Origin of the sequence: Bifidobacterium catenulatum subsp. kashiwanohense JCM 15439 = DSM 21854 (genome assembly GCF_001042615.1) — a bacterium.
Lineage (GTDB): Bacteria > Actinomycetota > Actinomycetes > Actinomycetales > Bifidobacteriaceae > Bifidobacterium > Bifidobacterium catenulatum.
Window position 1 is genome coordinate 344518 of the sequence record NZ_AP012327.1, and the last position, 17153, is coordinate 361670.

6 protein-coding genes, 1 tRNA gene and 2 pseudogenes are annotated in these 17153 nt (G+C 59.6%); all 9 read left to right on the top strand.

The genetic code is table 11. The features are described from left to right. Positions 1-21: 21 nt before the first annotated feature. Positions 22-6337 (top strand): annotated as a pseudogene (locus tag BBKW_RS01385) (fatty acid synthase subunit beta domain-containing protein); the annotation flags it as partial. Between the two features lie 1001 nt (positions 6338-7338). Then, a pseudogene (locus tag BBKW_RS11245) lies at positions 7339-9351 on the top strand (beta-ketoacyl synthase N-terminal-like domain-containing protein); the annotation flags it as partial. A 311-nt stretch (positions 9352-9662) separates the two neighbouring features. Continuing rightward, the gene (locus tag BBKW_RS01390; protein ID WP_048349490.1) at positions 9663-10097 is read left to right on the top strand and encodes a holo-ACP synthase; all 435 of its coding nucleotides are present in this window, start codon (positions 9663-9665) and stop codon (positions 10095-10097) included. A gap of 197 nt (positions 10098-10294) precedes the next feature. Continuing rightward, entirely contained in the window at positions 10295-12112 is a 1818-nt protein-coding gene (locus BBKW_RS01395) for an alpha-amylase family protein (RefSeq protein ID WP_033500764.1), read from the top strand. 88 nt (positions 12113-12200) lie between these two features. Further along, positions 12201-12274: transfer RNA gene (locus tag BBKW_RS01400), tRNA-Gly, on the top strand. Positions 12275-12425: 151 nt separating this feature from the next. Continuing rightward, positions 12426-13100: a hypothetical protein gene (locus tag BBKW_RS01405; protein ID WP_003836102.1), complete on the top strand. Its 675-nt coding sequence runs from the start codon at positions 12426-12428 to the stop codon at positions 13098-13100. Positions 13101-13232: 132 nt separating this feature from the next. Then, positions 13233-13502, top strand: a complete 270-nt coding sequence (rpsO, locus tag BBKW_RS01410; protein ID WP_003807806.1) for a 30S ribosomal protein S15 — start codon at positions 13233-13235, stop codon at positions 13500-13502. A 231-nt stretch (positions 13503-13733) separates the two neighbouring features. Then, positions 13734-16397, top strand: a complete 2664-nt coding sequence (locus tag BBKW_RS01415) for a polyribonucleotide nucleotidyltransferase (protein ID WP_048349491.1) — start codon at positions 13734-13736, stop codon at positions 16395-16397. A 176-nt stretch (positions 16398-16573) separates the two neighbouring features. After that, positions 16574-17134, top strand: a complete 561-nt coding sequence (locus BBKW_RS01420; protein WP_004220095.1) for a LemA family protein — start codon at positions 16574-16576, stop codon at positions 17132-17134. The last annotated feature ends 19 nt before the right edge of the window (positions 17135-17153 follow it).

Consider the following 17153-nt stretch of genomic DNA (forward strand, 5'->3'; position numbering starts at 1 on the left):
TTGAAATAAGTAAGGAACATCATGAACACCTTTTTTCTTGATCGACTGAACGGTGAGCCGCACGCGCTCGCCTTCGCCGGACAATCCACCCCATGGCCGGTGGCACTCACCGACCAAAGCGCCAATCCGGTGCTCAACGAAGCGCTGCACGCCCATGCCGACGCAGCCCAGACACTGCTGTACCCGGTGTCAGCCGACCTGCTCGCCACCACCGGCCGCCCGGTCGATCTGTTTGGATTCGAGCCGAATCCGGCACGACTCGGCGCTGCCGCAGCGGCTTCCGCAAGCGTTCCGGGCATTGCTCTCGCCCAGTTGGGTGCGCTGCTCGACGCTGCTTCTCTCGGCTACAATCCCGCCGTTGCCAAGCCGGTTGCCGTGCTCGGTCACTCCCAAGGCGTGCTCGCCGTGCACATGGTGCAGTCGATTGTCGAAGCGGGTTCCATTGAGGCGGCTTCCGCGCAAATTGATGAAATTCTTGCGATTGCCACGCTGATCGGTGTTGCCGGCACCCGTCAGGCGCGTCAGCTTGGTCTTGCCGCACGTCACGGCGAAGCCACGCCGATGCTGTCGGTCAAAGACATCACCCGTGCCCAGGTGGATGCGCTGATCAAGCGTGTTTCCGGTGCCCGCGGCCCGATTGCCGTGGCCGTCACCAATTCCGCCACGCATTATGTGCTCTCCGGCTACCCAGAGGATCTGACCGCGTTCGGCGTGGAAGTGGCCAAGGAGCACAAGCACCAGGCCAAGCTGCGCGAAGAGAAGGTGCGTGGCGGCCGTGTGTTCGAACCGGTGCTCGAATACCTTGACGTGACCCTGCCGTTCCACAGCCCGCTCATGGCCGATGCTGTTTCACAGGCTGTTTCATGGGCGGAATCCTGCGGAATCGACGCCGACCACGCTCGCGAGCTTGCAGCCGAAGTGCTGCTCAACCATGTGGATTGGGCCGCCCGCGTGCGTGCGCTCATGAAATCCACCGATCCGAGTGCCCTGTGGGTGTTGGACTTTGGTCCGGGAACCACCGTTGGCAAACTGTTTTCCACTGTTGCCCAAGGCACTGGTGTCGGTGTGGTGGAAGCCTCCACCGTGGCTGATCGCGGCGAGCTTTCCACGCTGGAAACCTTGCCGGAGCGCACCCAGAACTGGACCCGCTTCGCACCAAGCATCATACACACCTCCGCTGGAGACAAGGTGCGCACCGCATTCACTGAACTGACCGGCAAGGCTCCGGTACTGCTCGCCGGCATGACCCCGACCACCGTGGAACCGGAAATCGTGGCAGCGGCCGCCAACGCCGGCTACTGGGCGGAACTTGCAGGCGGTGGCCAGGTGACCGCCAGCGTGTTCGACCGTCATGTCGCCAAGCTGGAAGAAGAGCTTGAAGAAGGCCGTACCGTTGAATTCAACGCGATGTTCATGGACCGCTACCTGTGGAACCTGCAGTTCGGATCCCAGCGTATCGTGCCGAAGAAGCGTGCCAGCGGCACTCCGATCGACGGCGTGGTCGTGTCCGCGGGCATTCCGGAACTTGACGAGGCCGTGGAACTCATCCACAATCTCAACGCCGACGGATTTCCGTATGTGAGCTTTAAGCCGGGCACCGTCGACCAGATTCGTCAGGTGGTGCGTATCGCCAAGGCCGTCGCTCCGGTCAAGGTGCTGATCGAAGTTGAAGGCGGTTCCGCAGGCGGTCACCATTCGTGGGAATCGTTGGATGATCTGCTGCTGAGCACCTATGCCGAAGTGCGCGAACAGTCGAACCTTGTGCTCGTGGTCGGCGGCGGCATCGGCACGCCGGAACGTGGCGCCGACTACATCACCGGCGAATGGTCCGCCGAATACGGTCGCCCGCTCATGCCGGTGGATGGCGTGCTCGTCGGCACCGCCGTGATGACCGCCAAGGAAGCGCACACCAGCCCTGAAGTCAAGCAGATGCTCGTCAACACCCCAGGCATTCCCGCCAAGGGAGCAGACGCCGATCCGTTCGCTCCGCTGGGCGAGCAGTGGGTGCCGAGCGGCCAGGCCAAGGGTGGAGTCACTTCCGGCCTGAGCCACCTGCATGCCGACATTTACGAGCTGGAAAACTCTTCCGCACGTTGTGGACGCCTGCTGGTGCGCGTGATGAAGCATCCGGAAGAGCTGGAAAGCCGTCGTGAGGAAATCATCGAAGCGTTGAACGCCACCGCGAAGCCGTATTTCGGCGACCTGAAGGCCATGACCTATCTCGCATGGGCGCAGCGTTTCGCCGATCTCGCTTTCCCGTGGGTCGACGAAACCTATGCCGATCGCTTCCTGCACTTGCTGCAGCGTATTGAAGCTCGCGTCACCACGCAGGAAAGCGGCGAATTCGCATCGCTGTTCGCATCCCGTGCCGATGTGGAATCCGATCCGCACGCGGCCATCGCCAAGCTTGCCGAAGCCTATCCGCAAGCCGACGAACTGACCGTCACCCCGATGGATGAAGCTTGGTTCCCGGTGCTCGTGCGTGAATATCCGAAGCCAATGCCGTTCGTGCCCGTCATCGACAACGACCTGCTGCGTTGGTGGGGTCAGGACCAGCTGTGGCAGTCCGAAGACTCCCGTTACTCCGCCGATTCCGTGCGTATTATTCCTGGTCCGATCTCCGTTGCGGGCATCACCACCGTTGACGAACCGGTCGCCGACATTCTTGGCCGTTTCGAAGCGGCCATGGTTAAGCGCGTTTCCGCAGAATCGCCGATCGCAGCTAAAACCGCGTTCGCCCAGCTCGGCGTGGCATCTTCCGCAGAAGAATTCATTCGCAAATCCCCGAACATTTCGTGGGTGGGCCATCTTATGGCAAACCCGGCATACGGCACCAGCAACGGTGACGCCAACTATGAGATTCGCAAGATTTCCAGCGAAGGGAGTGTCGAAAAGTACGATCTCGACATCCATCTCGATACCTACTGGGACAACGATCCGGACGGTGGCAAGTCCAAGCATGCCGTACGAGACATCGTCATCCCGCTGAACGTAGACGGCAACGAATCCGGGCTCTTCCCGGTGGTCGACCGTGACCGCCTACCGGAACACGTGTACCGTATGCTTGCAGACACTGCCGGCATTGGTAACACCGCCATTACTGGCGACAAGCTTACCGCCATGCCTGTTATTGAACAGGTGGCTGACAAAGCCTCCTATCCGTTCGGCCAGGCGCATACCAGCTACACGCTGTCCGCCAACCTCGGCTTCGACCATGAAGCGGCCACCGGCGGCGCGCTGCCAAGCAACCTGGTGCCGTCGCGCATCGCACCGGACGCGCTCGTCGGGCCGGCATGGCCCGCCATCTACGCGGCCCTCGGATCCGTGTACGTCAACGGCTTCCCTGTGATCGAAGGCCTGCTCAACGCAGTGCATCTCGACCATCTCATCGAACTGGAAGTCAGCGAAGACGAACTGCTCAAGCATATCGGCGAACAAATCGCGCTGACCAGCTGGGCCGAAGACTACTTCGAATCGGCATCCGGCCGTGTGGTGACCATCCACGTCACCCACAGCACGCAAGACGGCACCGTGCTTGCCAACGAAACCGAACGTTTCGCCATCCGTGGTCGTGCATACTCCGACGCACTGCCGCCGGAAGCACCGGACTATGGTGGAATCGACGCGGAAATCGAAAGCACTCCGCGCCGGCTGCTGCGCCGCGTCAAGGTGACCGCTCCGCACGAGATGACCGCCTTCGCACGTACTTCCGGTGATTTCAACCCGATCCACACCTCGCATCGTGGCGCTGCTGTTTCCGGTCTTGCGGCACCGCTCGTGCACGGCATGTGGCTCTCCGCAACCGCACAATACGCGGTGCAGGCGCTTGACGGCAAGGGTGCGCACTATGAAATCGCAGGCTGGACCTACAACATGTACGGCATGGTGCAGCTCGACGACGAAGTGGAAATCTCCATCGAACGCGTCGGACGCGTGGCTCACTCCGGCATGGTGCTCGAAGTGACCAGCCGTATCAAAGGCAACATCGTGTCTCGTGGCACCGCCATCGTGCGTGCGCCGAAGTCCGCGTTCGTATACCCGGGCCAGGGCATACAGCGGCAGGGCATGGTGCTCGACGAGCGTGCCAAGTCCCCGGCCGCACGAGACGTGTGGGAGCGTGCCGACAAGGTGACCCGCGAGAAGCTTGGATTCTCGATCCTTGCCGTCGTGCGTGACAATCCGAAGGAACTGACCGCCAACGGCGTGACCTACCGCCATCCGGAAGGCCTGCTCAACCTGACCCAGTTCACGCAGGTGGCGCTCGCCACCGTGGCATTCGCCCAAACCGCACGTCTGCGCGAAGCCGGCGCCGACATTTGGCCTTCCTATTTCGCAGGCCACTCGCTGGGCGAATACAACGCGCTGAGCTCCTTCGCCGGCGTGATTCCGCTGGAAACCGTGATCGAACTCGTGTTCCACCGCGGCTCCACCATGCATCACCTCATTCCGCGCGATGCGAAAGGCCGTTCCAACTACCGTATGGGTGCGTTGCGTCCGAACCAGTTCGGTGTGGGCGATGACGGCGTGCGCGAGTACGTTGAATCCGTGTCGAAGGCTTCCGGCGAGTTCCTGCAGATCGTGAACTACAACCTGGCTGGCCAGCAGTATGCCGTGGCAGGCACCATTGCCGGTTTGAAGGCGCTGAAGGCCGATTCCAGCCGCCGCGTGGCCGAATATGGCGGCAAGCCAGCGTTCATGCTGGTGCCGGGCATCGATGTGCCGTTCCATTCCACGCTGCTGCGCAAAGGCGTGCCGGAATTCCGCGACAAGCTTGACGCGCTCCTGCCGCAGACCATCGATTACCGTGGCCGCCTGGTCGGACGCTACATTCCGAACCTGGTCGCGGCTCCGTTCGAAATGACGAAGGAATTCGCAGCCAAGATTCTCGAAGTCGTGCCGTCCGAGCGCATTCAGGCCGCTTTGGATGATCCGCAGATTTGGGATTCCTATGCTGCTGATGATCAGAAGCTCGGCCGATTGCTGCTTACGGAACTGCTGTCTTGGCAGTTCGCCTCTCCGGTGCGTTGGATTGAGACGCAGGCTCTGCTGTTCGGTTCCTCCGAGCAGGGCGGTCTTGGCGTGGAAGAGTATGTTGAGGTTGGTCTCGGCAATGCTCCGACGCTCGCCAATCTGGGTTCCAAGACGTTGCGTCTGCCGCAGTTTGCAGGTCGCGATGTGACGGTATACAACGTTGGTCGCGATGAAGGCCGCGTATACATGACTGATTCCGATTCGTTGGTTCCGGAAGAAGATGCTGACGATTCTGCGGTTGTGACTTCTGCTTCTTCTTCTGCTGCTCCGGCTGTTGCCTCAGCTCCTGCAGCTGCTCCTGCTGCTGTTGCGGAAGTTCCGGTTGTTGCAGCTCTCGCCGGCGCTCCGTCTGACGTTGCCGTTGCTGATATTGCATTCAGGGCATCCGATGCGATTGCCACATTGCTGGCTTACTCGGCTAAGGTTCGCCCCGATCAGATCGGCGAAAGCGATACCACCGACACACTGACCAATGGCGTGTCTTCCCGCCGTAATCAGCTGCTTATGGACATCAGTTCCGAACTGGGTGTGGCTTCCGTGGATGGTGCTGCCGAAGCGACGGTCAAGGCGCTGAGCGCTTTGGTCAACAAGGTCGCTCCGAACTACAAGGCGTTCGGTCCGGTGCTGTCTGACATTGTGCGCGACCGTGTGCGTGGCATGTTCGGTGCCGCCGGTGTGAAGCTCGGCCAGATCACTAAGCGTGTGACCGATACATGGCAGCTTGGCGAAGGGTGGGCTTCCCATGTGGTGGCTACGCTCGTGCTCGAAACCCGTGAGGGGGCCAGCTCTCGTGGCGGTGATCTTGCCTCGTTGAGCACGGATGCCGCTTCCAATGCGACCGCTGCCAACGCGCTGATCGATGCGGCCGTACAGAAGGTTGCTGCCGATAAGGGCATCGCCGTTGCCATGCCGAGCGCCGGTGGCGCAGCCGGCGGGGCAGTGGTTGATTCCGCCGCTTTGGACGCGTTCGCAGCCAAGGTGACCGGTGCCGATGGCGTGCTCGCCTCCACGGCGAAGTTCGTGCTGAACCAGCTGGGCGTAGTCGCTCCGGTTGCCGAGGAAACTGCTGATGAGAACGCGGCTGTTGCGGCTGCGGTCGAAGCTGAACTCGGCGCTGACTGGCCGAAGCAGGTCGAACCTCGTTTCGACGAGCGCAAGGCCATTCTGTTCGACGATCGTTGGGCATCCGCACGTGAAGACTTGGCACGCGCCTACTACAACAACGATGAATCCGCATTGAACGGCAGCTTCATCGGTCTCGGCAAGACCATTGCCGACGAAGCTGCTTGGTATGCAGGCAAGAGCGACAACGCGGATCTGAAGGCCGCATTCAATCGTGTCGCTGGCGAGGCAGTAGAAAACGCTTCCGAATCGGCAGAAAACAGCCGTTTTGCTGGAGATATCGCAGTGGTGACCGGCGTGGCTCCGAACTCCATCGCAGCCCAGGTAGTCAACGGCCTACTTGCGGGCGGTGCTACCGTGGTGGCCACCTCGCACAGCTTCAAGCCAAGCGTGAAGGCATGGGCTAAGCAGACCTATCGTGAGCATGCGGCGGGTGATGCCAAGCTGTGGCTGGTTCCCGCGAACCTGTCAAGCTACCGTGATGTGGACGCGTTGGTCGCTTGGGTCGGCAATGTGCAGAAGAAGACTTCCGGTGCGACCACCACGATTCTCAAGCCTGCTTACGAGCCGAGCCTGTTCTTCCCGTTCGCGGCTCCGCCGGTACATGGCAACCTTGCCGATTCCGGCGAACTGTTCGAATCTCAGGCTCGCCTCATGCTGTGGGGTGTTGAGCGTGCGATTGCCGGACTTGCGAAGATCGGTGCCGACACTGATGTGCAGCACAAGTTGCATGTGGTGTTGCCGGGATCGCCGAACCGCGGTATTTTCGGCGGCGACGGTGCCTACGGCGAAGTGAAGAGCGCATTTGATGCGATTGTGAACCGTGCTCGCGCCGAAAAGGTGTGGTCGAGCCGTGTGACCTTCGCCCATCCGAAGATCGGTTGGGTGCGCGGCACGGGCTTGATGGGCGGCAATGATCCGCTGGTCGAAGTGGTGGAGCGTCACGGTCTGAAGACCTATTCCACCGCCGAAATCGCGGTTGAACTGCTGAACCTTTCCACCCGCGAATCCCGTATCGAAGCAGCCAAGGCCCCGCTTGACGTAGACCTGACCGGCGGACTCGGCAACGAGCCGATCGATATTAAGGCACTGCGTGCGGAAGCCATGGAAGACGCGGTCCAAGCGGAAGCGGCGAATGCCAAGAACGCAATTGCAGGCGACGAATCCGATGCCGCGGCCAAGACGCTTATCAAGGCGCTGCCAAGCCCGCGTGCTCCGCGTCAGGCCAAAGTCGATCTTGCCGATTGGCAGAACGTCACCGCTCGTCCGGAAGACGAAATCGTCATCGTGTCCGTGGGCGAGCTTGGCCCGTGGGGCTCCGGACGCACCCGCTTCGAAGCCGAGCTCGGCATTCATTCCGATGGTCAGGTGGATCTGTCTGCCGGCGCGGTGCTCGAACTGGCATGGAATATGGGTCTGCTGACGTGGAATGACAGCCCCAAGCCGGGCTGGTACGACGTTGACGGCAACCTCGTGCCTGAGGAGGATATTGCGGAACGTTACCATGACGAGGTCGTGGCACGTTCTGGCGTGCGTCCGTTCGACGAAGGCATGGGCAACGACTACAAGGACGGCACCGACGAGGAAGAGGCCGAGGTGTTCCTTGACCACGATGTGACCTTCTCGGTTCCGACTCGTGAGATTGCCGAAGAGTACGTCAAGCTTGACGAAACGCACACCAGCTTCGCGTCCGATGTCGAATCCGGCGAATGGAACGTGACCCGCCATGCCGGCTCCATGATTCGCGTGCCTCGCCGCGCGGCCATGACCCGTACGGTTGGCGGCCAGTTCCCGAAGGGCTTCGACCCGGTCAAGTGGGGCATTCCGGCCTCTATGGTCGGCGACGTCGACAAGATCGCCTTGTGGAACATCGTCACCACGGTCGATGCCTACCTGTCTGCAGGCTTCACGCCGACCGAAATCCTCGAAGCAGTGCATCCGTCGATGGTCGCCTCCACGCAGGGCACCGGTTTCGGCGGCATGGCCTCTATGCGCAAGCTGTACCTGGATCGCTTCCTTAACCATGAGATTCCGACCGACATTCTGCAGGAAGCCCTGCCGAACGTTGTCGCGGCCCATGTGATGCAGTCCTACATCGGCGGCTACGGCAACATGGTCCAGCCGGTTTCCGCCTGTGCCACGGCGGCCGTCTCTCTTGAAGAGGGTGCCGACAAGATCGCGCTCGGCAAGGCCGACTTCGTGGTCACCGGCGCAATCGACGACATCGGCGTGGAATCCGTGATCGGATTCGGCAACATGAACGCCACCGCCAATTCGGAGGAAATGTACGCCAAGGGCATTGATGCACGCTTCTTCTCCCGCGCCAACGACCGTCGTCGTGGCGGATTCGTGGAATCCCAGGGTGGCGGCACCATTCTGCTGACCCGCGGCGATATCGCGTTGAAGCTCGGCCTGCCGGTTGCCGGTGTGATCGGATTCGTGCACTCCTACGCCGACGGCGCGCACACTTCCATCCCGGCTCCGGGCTTGGGTGCGCTTGCAGCGGGCATGGGCGGCAAGGATTCCAAACTGGTGCGCGATTTGGCCCGTCTTGGCGTCACTCCGGACGACATCGCCGTGGTTTCCAAGCACGATACGTCCACCAACGCCAACGATCCGAACGAATCCGAACTGCACAACACGTTGGCCCACGCCATTGGCCGCGCCGACGGTAACCCGCTGTTCGTGATCTCGCAGAAGACGCTCACCGGCCATGCCAAGGGCGGTGCCTGTATCTTCCAGGTCAACGGTCTGACCCAGCTGTTCAAGTCCGGTGTGATTCCGGCCAATGCCGCCCTTGACTGCGTTGATCCGAAGCTCATGCGCGACGACCACATGGTCTGGCTGCGCGAGCCGCTGAAGGTCGGCTCCGTCAAGGCGGGCCTGGCTACGTCGCTCGGTTTCGGCCACGTGTCCGGCTTCGCTGCGATTGTCAATCCGGGCGCATTCGAAGCGGCGGTGGCCAACACCGCGGGCGTCGAGGCGCTGAACGCATGGCATGATCGCGCCAACGAGCGTCTGGCCGCTGGCCAGCGTCGCCTTGAGGAAGGTATGATGGGCCGCGCCGCGCTCTATGAGCCGATCGACAACCGTCGTTTCCATGAGGATGGCCGCGGCTACAACGCGCACGAAGTGGAGAAGGCCATGCTGCTCGATCCGAACGCGCGCCTGAGCGCATCCGGCTACTTCGAAGTCTGATCCCCGCGTCTGAGTGCCTGAAATTTCTGGCGTTCAGACGAACGATCATCAAATCCCGTATCTGTCGCAATCTCAGTATTTCGTGACAGATGCGGGATTTTCATATTCTTGAATCGCCCTACTTTCCGTCTGCACGACTCCCGTTCAACGTCTGCACAATGTGGATGACGGAAGATAAAGCGCTTAAGTGCGATGATATCCTTACATGAAAACGAAGTGTCGCCCGCCTGCTTTGCGGAAATCGACATGGTTCGTTTCTCCCTGAAAACTTTCGAAAGGTTGGAAAATGCTGGGTTTGGGGCGATGACGTCGTGGATGTGCCTGTGTTTGCCGAGCAACTGGGCGAATCTGGGTCGCGCATGAGAAACCTGTTCTCTACGCGCGAGCTATGGCAGACCACTCAACGGGCGCGGGTCAAGCGGGATGGCGAGGCGGTGCATCTTGCGGCCCGCTGGGCGGGCAAGGAGGCCTTCCTCAAGGCGTGGTGCGAGGCGATTTCGTGTAGGGCGAAAGGAGATGGCGACATTGCATATCCGTACACGCTCGACGATTTTCCTTGGGCGCGCATCGAAATACTTGACGATTCCCACGGTGTGCCCCACGTCATGCTCTCACCCGAGGTGCGATGCAAGTTGCGGCAATCGTTGGGGTTGCCGGTTGACGGGGATGGCCAATCGTGCGAAATGCATATTTCCATCAGCCATGACGGAGCTGTTGCATCCGCGGTGGTGACAATAGAAGCGTGAATGGCGATTGCGCAATCGCGGGCAATCGCACAATAACCAGTAATTTCGTCAATCGATTGACATTGGTCGTCAAAACGCCTCGAACCGGTTTGATAAAACCGTTGATTCACGTTACACTTGTGCCAGCATCGCAGCAATGAAAGCAGTGAAACCCAATACTCATAACAACGAGGTTCCCTGAGAAGAGGAGTAGAGGAATGGTACGTTCCAAGTCCGACCAAGCGTTTGACGAGCGCATCGCGAAGAACAGCGAAGAACTGCGCGAACTATTGACGGATCTGTATGGGGAACAGGCCGAAGAAGCCTTCCAAAACCTCACCGAGTTGATGAAGGCGTCGCATGCGGCACGCCCCGCCGATCTGAAACGCCTCGACACCAAGCGTCTCGCCGATCCGGAATGGTACAAGCGCGGCAACATGTTCGGCATGACCATGTATACCGACCTATTCGCCGGAGATCTAAAGAAACTCGCAGGCAAGGTGCCGTACCTGAAAGAGCGGAAGCTCACGTATCTGCACCTTATGCCACTGCTGAAAATGCCGCATCCGCAGAACGACGGCGGTTATGCGGTGGAAGATTTCGACACCGTCGATCCGTCGCTCGGTACGAATGAAGACCTCGCGGCGCTCACCAAAAAACTGCGTGCGGCCGGCATCAGCCTGTGCCTCGACTTCGTGATGAACCACACCGCATCCAGCCATCGTTGGGCTAAGGCGGCTCAAGCGGGCGATCCGAAATATCAGGATTACTACTACTGCTACGACGACCGCACTGTTCCCGACCAGTACGACGCCGTGGTGCCGGAAGTCTTCCCGGCCACTGCCCCCGGCAACTTCACCTGGAACGAACAGATGCACAAGTGGGTGCTCACCTCGTTCTACCCGTTCCAGTGGGATCTGAACTACCGCAACCCGAACGTGCTCGTGTCGGTGCTCTCCAGCGTGCTCGGCCTCGCCAACCTTGGCGTCGAAGTGTTCCGCATCGACGCGGTGCCTTACATCTGGAAGGAACTCGGCACCAACTGCCGTAACCTGCCGCAGGTGCACACCATCGTACGCATGTTGCGCATCGTGCTCGAATGCGTCTGCCCGGCAGTAGTGCTGAAGGGCGAAGTGGTGATGGCCCCCAAGGAGCTCGCCGCCTACTTCGGTACACCGGAAAAGCCGGAATGCCACATGCTCTACAACGTGTCGATCATGGTGAATCTGTGGAGTGCGCTTGCCAGTGGGGACGTGCGCCTACTCAAAGACCAGCTCGACAAGCTGAACGCGCTGCCGGAGAACTGCTGGTTCGTCAACTACCTGCGCTGTCATGACGACATCGGCTGGGGCTTGGACGAGCCGATGGAGGAGAGCCTCGGCATCGACCCGCTCAAGCACAAGGAATTCCTGTACCACTTCTACGAGGGCTCGGTGCCTGGCAGCTGGGCCATGGGCGAGCTGTACAACTACGACGAGGCGTCGAAGGATGCGCGCAGCTGCGGCACCACGGCCAGTCTGTGCGGTGTGGAACGCGCTCTGATCACGCATGACAAGCCGTTGCTCGACATTTCGATGAAACGCGATTTGATGATGCATTCCGCCATGTCGTTCCTGCGTGGCTTCCCCATGTTGAGCTGCGGCGACGAAATCGTGCAGCTCAACGGCTGGGAATACAAGGAAGATCCTGACCGCGTCGAGGATTCGCGTAATCTGCATCGCAGCCCCTTCAATTGGGAGAATGCGGCCAAGCGCAAGCAGACTGGCGCCCTGCAGAAGCAGATGTGGGACGGATTGAAGAGCGTTCGTGAGATGCGCGACGATCCCGCTTTCGCGCCCGAAGCGTGGGTCACCACTTGGGACGCGCATAATGATGCGGTTCTTGCGGTGGTGCGCCATGTTGAAGGACGCACTGTTCTCGGATTGTTCAATTTCTCGTCCGCGCGTCAGATCGCACGTCTTGATTCGGATGGCGACATCGTGCTTCCCGCTGAGGTCGCGTTGGAACCGTACCAGGTTTGCGTGGTCGAAAAATAATTATTGCGATTTCGACTTGCGATTGTTGAGAGAGTGTGTATAATGGCTCGAGTCGTTTCGTGTCGACTTCGGTCGGCATAGACGGTGTGCGGATGTAGCTCAATGGTAGAGCCTCAGTCTTCCAAACTGATTACGCGGGTTCGATTCCCGTCATCCGCTCCACATAATCGTTAGAGAAGAAGAAAGGCGTGCTTAATGGCACGCCTTTTGCATACCTGCCGTGCGATTGCTTCGATGACTGGGTATGCTGGACGTGTCGTGACAGCGACGTGACGGTCGCAACAGGCGGTAATCGCAATACAACGGAGCGGGTATGGCACAAACGCAAGGTAACAAGGTGACGGAAGTCGTCGACGGCGTGGTCGAACAGGTCGACGTTTCCAAGCATCCAACGGCATCCATCGAAGCGTCTGATCTTTCCTTGGCCGACATCGAGCGTCGCAAATCGCATCCGGGACACTGGGCGCTGTTCATCGCGCTGATGCTGGTGGCTCTGATCGTGCCCTACTGGTGGGGGCGTTTTCTTGCGGTCAAGGATGCGGCTTGGATTGTCGCCAACCTCGGTTTCCTTGATCCCAAGGGCGTTGCGTTGATTTCGTGGACCGTCACCATCATGGCGATGACCGGCTTGGGATTGATGGTCGCCGATGTGAAGAAGTGGCTGTGGGGCACGGTTTTCGTGGTGGGGCTCGCCGCCGAGCAGTTCGTTGCCGGCATGTGCCTGCTGAGCTTCAACTTCTGGAACGCCACTTATGTGATGTACGGCGATTCTTCGGGGCTTGCCAACGCCGCGAATCTTGGCATCATCGCGGCTGGATGCGGTGTCGCCGTCTACGCGGTGCTGTGGGTTGGGCTGCTGGTCTGCATCAAAAAAGAATCGAAATTTAATGTGCTTACGCGCAGTTGGGCGTCGTTTCTGCTGTTTTTTGTGATTGAGGGTATTTCGCTCGCGGTGGTACTGTTCGGTGGGCTGCTGAACGTGGTCTGAAGCGTCGCTTGCAGCATGGTTTGATTTGGTCTGCCCCTCGTGTATGATTTCCCTTTGGCGTGTTTCGCCCGCGGATAGAGAGCGCGTCGGTATTGGACTGGCAGCACCGCGCAGCAACATAAGGAGGATGCCGTGGCACTTACGGCTGAGGAAAAGCAGGAAATCATCAAGACTTACGCTACCCACGAGGGTGACACCGGCTCCCCGGAGGTCCAGGTTGCTCTGCTGACCAAGCGTATCGCTGATCTGACCGAGCACCTCAAGGAGCACAAGCATGATCACCACTCCCGTCGTGGTCTGCTGCTGATGGTCGGCGATCGTCGTCGTATGCTTGATTACCTCAAGCGCGTTGACATCAACCGTTACCGCTCCCTGATTGAGCGTCTGGGTCTGCGCCGATAGTAAAATTCTTCCGCCCGAATGCCTTCCTTGGCGTTCGGGCGTTTTTGCATGACAGCCGCGTTGAGGAAAAGACAGTTTGAAAGCCCAAGGTTTAGGGCGCATGAGGTCTAGAATCTAAAGATGAGGAAGCGACGAAGGTAACGTCGCGTCACGCATGCAGAAATCGGTTGGAGTCCGCTGAAGAGGACTGCCGATAGTTGGTAAAAGAAAAAGAAAAAAAGGAGGAACCCTATGGAGGGTCCCGAAATCAAGGCTGTTGAAGCCGTAATCGATAATGGTTCGTTTGGTAAGCGCACGTTGCGCTTCGAGACTGGTCGTCTCGCCCAGCAGGCGGATGGTGCCGTCGCCGCCTATCTTGACGATGATTCGATGATTCTGTCGACCACCACCGCCGGTTCCAGCCCGAAGGAGAACTACGACTTCTTCCCGCTGACCGTGGACGTGGAAGAGAAGATGTACGCCGCCGGCAAGATCCCGGGATCGTTCTTCCGCCGTGAAGGCCGCCCGAGCTCCGAGGCTATTCTCGCTTGCCGCATTATTGACCGCCCGCTGCGCCCGTTGTTCCCGCACACGCTGCGCAACGAAGTGCAGGTTGTGGAAACCGTGCTCGCCGTCAACCCGGATGATGCTTACGATGTTATCGCTCTGAACGCTGCTTCCGCTTCCACCATGATTTCCGGTCTGCCGTTCGAAGGCCCGGTTTCCGGCGTTCGCTTGGCTCTGATCGACGGCCAGTGGGTCGCTTTCCCGCGTTGGAGCGAGCGTGAGCGCGCCGTGTTCGAAATCGTGGTTGCCGGCCGCGTGGTGGAGAACGGCGATGTCGCCATCGCTATGATCGAAGCCGGCGCAGGCAAGAACGCCTGGCACCTCATCTACGACGAAGGCCAGACCAAGCCGGACGAGGAAGTCGTTGCCGGTGGTCTTGAAGCAGCTAAGCCGTTCATCAAGGTGATCTGCGAGGCTCAGGCCGAACTCAAGAACATCGCTGCGAAGGAAACCAAGGAATTCCAGCTCTTCCCGGAGTACACCGAAGATCTGTACAACCGTATCGATGAGATCGCTCACGCTGATCTCGACGAGGCTCTCTCCATTGCCGAGAAGCTGCCGCGCCAGGATCGCATTCATGAGATCAAGGAAGGCGTCAAGGCCACTCTCGCCGGTGAATTCACCGACATGGACGATGCCGAAAAGGAAAAGGAGATCGGCAATGCGTTCAAGGAGCTGCAGCGCCAGATCGTGCGTCGCCGCATCCTGACCCAGGATTATCGCATCGATGGCCGTGGCCTGCGCGACATCCGCACTCTGTCCGCTGAGGTAGACATCGTTCCGCGCGTGCACGGTTCCGCACTGTTCCAGCGTGGCGAAACCCAGATTCTGGGCGTTACCACCCTGAACATGCTCAAGATGGAACAGCAGATCGACGCACTGTCCGGTCCGCAGTCCAAGCGCTACATGCACAACTATGAGATGCCGCCGTACTCCACCGGTGAAACCGGCCGCGTCGGCTCCCCGAAGCGCCGCGAAATCGGTCACGGTGCTCTGGCGGAGAAGGCTCTCGTGCCGGTGCTGCCGAACCGCGAGGAGTTCCCGTATGCCATCCGTCAGGTCTCCGAAGCCATTGGCTCCAACGGTTCCACCTCCATGGGCTCCGTGTGCGCATCCACCCTGTCGCTGCTCGCCGCAGGCGTGCCGCTGAAGGCTCCGGTTGCCGGCATCGCCATGGGCCTCGTGTCCGGTGATGTTGACGGCCAGCACATCTTCAAGACCCTGACCGATATTCTCGGTGCTGAAGACGCATTCGGCGATATGGACTTCAAGGTCGCAGGCACCTCCGAGTTCATCACCGCCCTGCAGCTCGACACCAAGCTCGACGGCATTCCGGCAGACATTCTTGCCTCCGCTCTGCAGCAGGCCAAGGAAGCCCGCACCACCATTCTCGAAGTCATCGACGAGTGCATCGATGGCCCGGCCGAGATGAGCCCGTATGCTCCGCGCATCATCACCACCACCGTTCCGGTCGACAAGATCGGTGAGGTCATCGGCCCGAAGGGCAAGATGATCAACCAGATCCAGGAAGAGACCGGTGCGGAGATCGCCATCGAAGATGACGGTACCGTATTCATCTCCTCCGAGGGTGGCGACGGCGCTGAAAAGGCTAAGCAGATCATCGAACAGATCGCTAACCCGCACGTTCCTGAAGCCGGCGAAACCTACAACGGCAAGGTTGTGAAGACTACCTCCTTCGGTGCCTTCGTGAACCTGACCCCGGGCACTGACGGTCTGCTGCACATCTCCCAGATCCGTAATCTGGCCAACGGCGAGCGTATCGACGCCGTCGAAGACGTGCTCAAGGAAGGCGACACCGTTGAGGTAGTCGTGCAGGGCGTTGACGATCGCGGCAAGATCTCCTTGGCCATTCCGGGCTTCGAAGATCAGGAATCCTCCGCTCCGCGTCGCGAGCGTTTCGATCGCGATGACCGTCGCGGCAGCCGTGGCCGTCGTGATGATCGTCGTTCCGATCGTGACGATCGTGATTATGATGATCGTCCGCGTCGTCGTCGTTCTGATCGTGACGATGACCGCGACTATGATGATCGTCCGCGTCGTCGTCGTTCCGATCGTGACGACCGTGATTACGATCGTGATGATCGTCGTTCCGATCGTGACGATCGTGATTATGATGATCGTCCGCGTCGTCGTCGTTCCGATCGTGACGACCGTGATTACGATCGTGATGATCGTCGTTCCGACCGTCGCCGCAGCAGCCGCCGCGACGACCGCAACCCGCGTTACGCAGCCGACGAGAACTACGACGAGTACCGTGCCGATCGCGAAGAGCGTTCCGAGCGTCCTCGCCGCCGCGTCCGCCGCGACTTTGATCCTTTTGAGGACTGACGTCCTTAAAAGGATCCCTCGCAGCATAGCTGACTGAAGTGCCCTGTACTGAAAGGTGCGGGGCACTTTTCGTTTCATGCAGAATGCATAAAAATGAGACACGGGTATGAGTTTTGCCATAACGTACCTAGATGTATGCAAGAATGGTTTGAAGAGCCATTAATGAGGGAGTCGTCATGGGCGTTGGCATTATCATTGCTGTCATCGTTGTACTTATTGTGCTTTGGGCCGTCAGCGCCTACAACGGGCTGGTCACGCTACGAAATCGTGTGAAGAACGGCTGGGCGCAAATCGATGTGCAGCTTAAGCAGCGTACCGATCTTATTCCGAACCTGGTGGAAACGGTCAAAGGTTATGCGGCCCACGAATCCCAAGTGTTCACGCAGGTCACGCAGGCCCGTGCCGGCGTGGTGCAGGCCGCGCAAAGCGGTGACGTGGCGCAGCGCATCGCCGCGGAAAACCAGTTGAGCCGCGCGCTCATGAATCTGCAGGTTGTGTCTGAAAACTATCCGCAACTGCAGGCCAATACGAATTTCATGGATTTGCAGAGTCAGCTGAAATCGTTGGAAGAAAAGATCGCTTACGCACGCCAGTTCTACAACGATGTCGTGCAGAAGTACAATACCCAGACCGAGGTTGTGCCGACCAATATTATCGCCGGCTTGTTCCATTTCGAACAGGCTCCCTACTTCCAGGTGGACGAAGCGGATCGTCAGGTTCCGCAAGTTAAGTTCTGACATGCATGTAAAGCCCCGT